Consider the following 6,119-nt stretch of genomic DNA (forward strand, 5'->3'; position numbering starts at 1 on the left):
CCCGGAGACGCTCGAACACCCGGCGAGCGCGACGCCGACCCCGGCCGCGCCCGCGAGAAACGCGCGACGCGACCCCGACGGGCGTTGTTTCGGCATGGACATATCGAACACGCGGAGATCGGTGATAAGGGTTTTGCTCGGGTCGGTCGAAGCCGGCGTATGACCACCCACGCCGGCTTCGACGCGCGGCTCCAGCGCTCGGGCGTGGCGTTCACCGCTCGGGACGCGGCGTTGCTCGACGCCATCGACGACCACGCCTCGCTCAACGCCGCCGCGAGCGCGCTCGGGCGGTCGTACTCGCGCTCGCAGCGCCGGGTCGTCGAACTCGAGGACGCCTTCGGCTCGCTGGTCGAGCGCCAGCGCGGGGGCTCCGGCGGCGGCGGGAGCCGGCTCACCGACACCGCCCGCGACCTCCTCGCCGAGTTCGAACGGCTCGAAGTCGAGTTCACCGGCGTCGCGGAGGCCGAGGAGACGGTGCTTCCGGGAACGGTGGTCGAGCGCGACGGCGAACTCGCCACCGTCGAGACGGCGGCGGGCCCGGTGCGAGCCATCGTGCCCGCGAACGCCGTCGCGGTCCGGGTCGTGATCCGCGCGGACGCCGTCACGCTCCACCCCCCGGAGAGCCTCCCCGAGGGCGACACCAGCGCCCGCAACCGATTCGCGGGGCGCGTCACGGCGGTCGAATCCGGCGAGACCCTCGCGCGCGTCGCGCTCGACGTCGGTGCCGGGGGTCCGCTCGCCGTGCTCGTCACGACGACCAGCGTCGACACCCTCGACCTCGGCCCGGGCACCGAGGTCGTCGCCTCCTTCAAGGCCACCGCGACGCGGGCGTTTCCCGACGGTCACGCCGACACTGAAAACCCGTAGACTGATTCTCGTCGAACTCTCGCCGGGCAGGAGAACTTGTCAGAAGGGTAATGAGAATCGGGTCCCTACACGACGGGTATGTCAGGAACGATAACCGAGAAGATCGTCGAAGCCCACCTCGTCGAGGGCGAGACCGAACCCGGCGAGGAGATCGCCATCGAGATCGACCAGACGCTGACTCAGGACGCGACGGGGACGATGGTGATGCTCGAACTCGAATCGATGGAAGTCGACGAGGTTCGGACCGAACTCTCGGCGCAGTACGTCGACCACAACCTCATTCAGGAGGACAACAAGAACCCCGACGACCACCTCTTCCTCAAGAGTGCGTGCCAGAAGTGGGGCGTCTGGTACTCGCCCGCGGGCAACGGGGTCTCCCATCCCGTCCACCAGGAGCGCTTCGGGATCCCGGGCAAGACACTGCTGGGGTCGGATTCACACACCCCGGCGGCGGGCGCGATGGGGATGCTCGCCATCGGCTCCGGCGGACTGGACATCGCGATGGCGATGGCGGGCGAACCCTATCACGTCGAGATGCCCGAAGTCTGGGGCGTCGAGCTGGAGGGCGAACTCCCGAACTGGTGTAGCGCGAAGGACGTCATCCTCGAACTGCTGCGCCGCCACGACGTCGACGGCGGCGTCGGACGCGTGATCGAGTATCACGGGCCGGGGCTCGACTCGCTCACCGCGATGGATAGGCACGTGATCGCCAACATGGGCACCGAACTCGGCGCGACGTCCACCGTGTTCCCCGCCGACGAGGCCGTCCGGAGCTTCCTCGCCCAACAAGAGCGCGAGGAGGACTTCTCGGAACTTCTCGCCGACGACGACGCGGAGTACCACGTCACCGAGCACATCGACCTCTCGGCGATCGAACCCATGATCGCGAAGCCGTCGAGCCCGGGCAACGTCGTGCCCGTCACCGAGGTCGCCGGTGAGAACCTCTATCAGGGCTACATCGGGTCGAGCGCGAACCCCGGATTGCGTGATTTCGCCGTCCCGGCGATGATCGCCGAGAACCACCGGGTGCCGCCCGAGGTGAGCTTCGACGTCAACCCCACCTCGCGCCAGATGCTCCAGAACCTCACCGCCGAGGGCTATCTCACGATGCTCTACGCGAGCGGCGCGCGGGTCCATCAAGCGGGCTGCAACGGCTGTATCGGGATGGGACAGGCCCCCGCGAGCGGACGCAACAGCCTCAGAACGGTGCCCCGGAACTTCCCCGGTCGGACGGGCACCCGCGAGGACAGCGTGTTCCTGTGTAGCCCCGAGACCGCCGTGGCGAGCGCGCTCGCCGGCGAGATCACCGACCCGCGGACGCTCGAAGACACCCACGACATGAGCTATCCCGAGTGGGAGGAACCCCAAGAGATCATCGTCGACGATTCGGCGCTGAGTCCGCCGCCCGAGAACCCCGGTGGCGAGCTCGAAAAGGGCCCCAACGTGAAGTCGCTCCCCGAGTTCGAGGAAGTGCCCGACGCCATCTCGGGGCCGGTGTTGATGAAGGTCGGCGACGACATCTCGACCGACGAGATCATGCCCGCGGGGTCGGCGGTCCTGCCCTACCGCTCGAACATCCCGAAGATCAGCGAGTGGGTCTTCGACCAGGTCGAGCAGGGCTTCTATCAGCGCGCCGAGGACGCGGGCGCGCCGTGGCTGGTCGTGGGCGGGTCGAACTACGGCCAGGGGAGTTCGCGTGAACACGCCGCGCTCGCACCCTATCACCTCGGGATGCGCGCCGCGCTCGCGGTGAGTTACGCGCGGATCCACTGGCAGAACCTCGTGAACTTCGGGATCGTCCCGCTCCAGTTCGTCGACCGCGACGATTACGACGCCATCGAACAGGGCGACGAGCTCGAACTCCCCGCCATCCGCGAGGAGCTGCGAAACGGGACCGAGGTCACGGTGCGAAACGGTACCCAGGACACCGAGTTCACGGCCGAGCACAGCCTGAGCCCGCGCCAGGTCGACGTCGTCCTGCAGGGAGGGCTCATCGAGGAGTACAAGAACTGAGGGTCGACGTCGGCTCCTTCCGACCCACCCTCGCCGGCGACCGACCACGCGAACCGTCACGGATCGCTATCCAAAGCGCCCGTCGTACCGTGACGAAGCGCCATCGTCTTGCCATCGCTCCGATGGGATACAGTCGTCCATCGCACGGACGACCCGCACAATCCATGGTAGACCAGGAACTCGTCGACCGGATCGAAGACTCGCTCGAACAGGACCAGGACACCCTCGAAGAGGACCTCCCCGGGATCCTCTCGGAGATGGAGGGTCGGACCGACGACCTCGTTCGCGAACACCCGCAGGTGTTGGCCGACGTCCTCTCGCGGATGGCGGCGATGGACGTCGCCTCGTTCGTCTCCGAGAACCCTGAGACCGCCGACCAGTTTCAGGAGATCCTCTGGTCGGGGATGCGGGTGATGGTCGAGCGGAACCCCGAGGTCAAAGAGCAGATCACCGAGGACGTCACCACGAACTTCGCGGCCGACGACTGCCCGATGGAGGGCCACCTCCGGGTCGACGGGGATGCGAACACCGTCACGGGTGGATCGGGCCAGCTCGACGACGCCGACCTCACGATCACCGGGCCGGCGGACGTGCTCGTGGGGCTCGTCACCGGCGACGTCGACCCGATGAAGGGGCTCATGCGCGGGCAGTTCGAACTCGACGGGTCCATGTCGACGGCGACGAAGCTCGCCCCGGTCATGGACGCGCTCTCGAACCAACTCCCCGACTGAGGCGTCCGCTCGACCCGAAGTACGGAAGTACGGCCCCGTCCGACCTCGGCCATGAACGTTACCGCCGTCCCCGACGTCCCCGAGATCCGTGCGGGCGACGACCTCGCGGGGATGGTCGCCGACCGCGTCGACCTCCAGTCCGACGACATCGTCTGCGTCGCGAGCACGGTCGTCTCGAAGGCCGAGGGCCGGGCCTACGACCTCGACGACTTCCCGGCCGGACCCCGCGCGACCGAGATCGCGAACCGGCTGGGCGACCTCGCGGACGAGGAGAAGGACCCACGGTTCGCCCAAGCCGTCCTCGAAGAGAGTACGGAGCTCCTGATGGACGCGCCCTTCCTCCTGACCGAGACCCGGTTCGGCCACGTCTGTGTGAACGCCGGGATCGACCGCTCGAACGTCCCCGACAACGACATCCTCCTGCTCCCGAAGTATCCGAGCGAGAGCGCCCAGGAACTCGCCGACGCGCTCGGGGTTCCAGTGATACTCACGGACACCTGCGGACGACCGTTCCGGTTCGGCCAGCGCGGCGTGGCCATCGGCTGGGCGGGGATGGACGCGAGCCTCGACTGGCGCGGTGCGCACGACCGCGACGGCCGCGAGATGGGTGTGACCGTGGAATCCGTGGTCGACGAACTCGCGGCGGCGACGAACCTCGTCGCGGGCGAGGGGGCGGGCGGGACACCCGTCTCGGTGGTTCGTGACCTCTCGCTCGACGAGGTCGGCACGAGCGACAACCTCTTTCGCGACGTCGAGGGCGACTTCGTCAGGCAGGCCCTCCGGGAGTGGTCGTATGCGGGGGATTGAACTCACGCCCGAACACCCCACCGAGCGCCTCGTCGACCTCGGCGAGACCGCCGTCGAGGCGGGCTTCGATACGGTCTTCGCGAGCCATCACTACAACAACCGTGACCCGTTCGCCGCCCTGACTCTCCTAGCCGACCGCACGGACGAGATTCGGCTGGGGCCGGGGATCACGAACCCCTACGAGACCCACCCCGTGACGCTCGCCTCGCGGGTCGCGACTCTCGACGAACTCGCCGACGGGCGGGCGGTGTTCGGGGTGGCTCCGGGCGACCCCTCGACCCTCCGGAACCTGGGGCTGGGCGAGCAACGCGGGCTCCGGTCGGTGCTCGAATCCTTCGAAGTCGCCCGCGACCTCTGGGACGGTGAGCGCGTCGACCACGACGGGGCGTTCACCGCACGCGACGCGGGGCTGAACTACGAGGCGAACCGGATCCCGGTCTACGTGGGGGCCGAGGGCCCCGAGATGTGCCGGATGGCCGCGAAACACGCCAACGGACTCCTCTTCAACGGATCCCACCCCGACGACCTCGCGTGGGCTCGCGAGCGCGTCGAGGAGGGGCTCGAAGAACGCGTCGTCGAGGGCGACTTCGACCTCGCGGCCTACGCCAGCGTGAGCGTCGCCGAGGACGAGGAGGCCGCGCGCGAGGCCGCGCGCCCGCCGGTAGCGTTCATCGCCGCCGGCGCGCCGCAGCCGGTTCTCGACCGCCACGGCATCGATCCCGACCGCGCCACCGCTATCGGCGACTCGATATCGGCAGGGGACTTCTCGAAAGCGTTCGACCGGGTGAGCGAGGAAATGATCGAGGCGTTCTGTATCGCCGGAGAACCGAGGACGGTCGAGTCACGGGTTCGGGACGTGATGACCCACGCCGACAGCCTCGTCGTGAGTTCGCCGCTCGGTCCCGACCTCGAGACGGCGATCCGGCTTACTGGCGACCTGTGCGACCGGTGTTCGGTGACGTGAGGCCGGCGGTGAGCCCGCCAAGCGCGAGGTAGCCGAACAGCCCGAAGGCGACCGCGAACAGTACGACCCCGGTGAGGATCGGGATGATGGAGAGCGGGCTGGCGAGCGCGGCCTCGACCATGAGTCGAACGAGGTCGACGACGTTGCCGAGGAGCACGACGACGATGTTTGCCATACCACGGCTACGAAAGCGGGCTATTTGTGTTTGTTCGTCCGGGACTCACTCCGTCCAGATGAGGCCCTCGAACGACGCCCGCATCACGACGTCGCGCCCTCGATGACAGACCACCGAACACGAGACGTCGTGGCGGTCGTCGTGCCCCTCCACGGCGTCGACGGTGACCTCACACGTGATCGACTCGCCGGTGCGGACGGGCGCGAGGAACTCGAACTCCATCGACCGCGCGAGCACGCCGAGGTCGCCGCCGATCTTGGTGGGAAGCGTCGCGGTGAGGAGCCCTTGCACCACGAGCCGTCCCTCCTCGTCGGGTTCGGTGTGGATCGCCTGCTGGTCGCCCGAGACCTCGCCGAAGCGCTCGACGTCCTCGCGGGTGAAGGTGCGTTCGAAGGTGTGGACGTCTCCCGGTTCGGGGTTCGCTGTGCTCGGCATGGGGCTTCTACACGGACGGTCCGGAATATTTTGTCGAAGCTACTCCCATCGGAAGAGCCGCGCCGACAGTCCGCCACCGACGACCAGCACGCCGACGAGCACCGCCACCGACCCCACCGGCCAGCCC

General features: G+C 68.3%; 7 protein-coding genes. 5 read left to right on the forward strand and 2 right to left on the reverse strand.

What is annotated here, in order from left to right:
• Positions 1–159: 159 nt before the first annotated feature.
• The 5 genes from D3261_RS19150 to D3261_RS19170 all read left to right on the forward strand — a co-directional run bounded on the left by D3261_RS19150 (position 160) and on the right by D3261_RS19170 (position 5,382).
• A complete protein-coding gene (locus D3261_RS19150; protein ID WP_120075169.1) occupies positions 160–867 on the forward strand; it encodes a TOBE domain-containing protein in 708 nt (235 codons plus the stop codon).
• Between the two features lie 78 nt (positions 868–945).
• A complete protein-coding gene (locus D3261_RS19155) occupies positions 946–2,880 on the forward strand; it encodes an aconitate hydratase (RefSeq protein WP_120075171.1) in 1,935 nt (644 codons plus the stop codon).
• Positions 2,881–3,044: 164 nt separating this feature from the next.
• Entirely contained in the window at positions 3,045–3,611 is a 567-nt protein-coding gene (locus D3261_RS19160) for an SCP2 sterol-binding domain-containing protein (RefSeq protein WP_120075173.1), read from the forward strand.
• Positions 3,612–3,662: 51 nt separating this feature from the next.
• The gene (locus tag D3261_RS19165; protein WP_120075175.1) at positions 3,663–4,418 is read left to right on the forward strand and encodes a coenzyme F420-0:L-glutamate ligase; all 756 of its coding nucleotides are present in this window, start codon (positions 3,663–3,665) and stop codon (positions 4,416–4,418) included.
• On the forward strand, positions 4,405–5,382 hold the full coding sequence (locus tag D3261_RS19170; RefSeq protein WP_120075177.1) for a 5,10-methylenetetrahydromethanopterin reductase: 978 nt from the start codon (positions 4,405–4,407) through the stop codon (positions 5,380–5,382). The genes D3261_RS19165 and D3261_RS19170 overlap by 14 nt, the downstream gene beginning before the upstream one ends.
• On the opposite strand, the gene D3261_RS19175 is transcribed toward D3261_RS19170, so the two are convergent.
• Both D3261_RS19175 and D3261_RS19180 read right to left on the reverse strand, forming a co-directional pair.
• Positions 5,345–5,557 carry a hypothetical protein gene (locus D3261_RS19175; RefSeq protein WP_120075179.1) on the reverse strand — a complete coding sequence of 71 codons (213 nt, stop codon included), beginning with the start codon at positions 5,555–5,557 and terminating at the stop codon, positions 5,345–5,347. The two genes, D3261_RS19170 and D3261_RS19175, sit on opposite strands and share 38 nt — an antisense overlap.
• A gap of 45 nt (positions 5,558–5,602) precedes the next feature.
• Positions 5,603–5,992: a MaoC/PaaZ C-terminal domain-containing protein gene (locus D3261_RS19180; RefSeq protein WP_120075181.1), complete on the reverse strand. Its 390-nt coding sequence runs from the start codon at positions 5,990–5,992 to the stop codon at positions 5,603–5,605.
• Positions 5,993–6,119 lie beyond the last annotated feature (127 nt).

Source organism: Halococcus sp. IIIV-5B, assembly GCF_003602035.1.
GTDB lineage: Archaea > Halobacteriota > Halobacteria > Halobacteriales > Halococcaceae > Halococcus > Halococcus salsus.

Coding starts and splice junctions, on each gene's coding strand:
- D3261_RS19150 (WP_120075169.1), top strand. CDS start 160: ATGACCACCCACGCCGGCTTCGACGCGCGGCTCCAGCGCTCGGGCGTG.
- D3261_RS19155 (WP_120075171.1), top strand. CDS start 946: ATGTCAGGAACGATAACCGAGAAGATCGTCGAAGCCCACCTCGTCGAG.
- D3261_RS19160 (WP_120075173.1), top strand. CDS start 3,045: ATGGTAGACCAGGAACTCGTCGACCGGATCGAAGACTCGCTCGAACAG.
- D3261_RS19165 (WP_120075175.1), top strand. CDS start 3,663: ATGAACGTTACCGCCGTCCCCGACGTCCCCGAGATCCGTGCGGGCGAC.
- D3261_RS19170 (WP_120075177.1), top strand. CDS start 4,405: ATGCGGGGGATTGAACTCACGCCCGAACACCCCACCGAGCGCCTCGTC.
- D3261_RS19175 (WP_120075179.1), bottom strand. CDS start 5,557: ATGGCAAACATCGTCGTCGTGCTCCTCGGCAACGTCGTCGACCTCGTT.
- D3261_RS19180 (WP_120075181.1), bottom strand. CDS start 5,992: ATGCCGAGCACAGCGAACCCCGAACCGGGAGACGTCCACACCTTCGAA.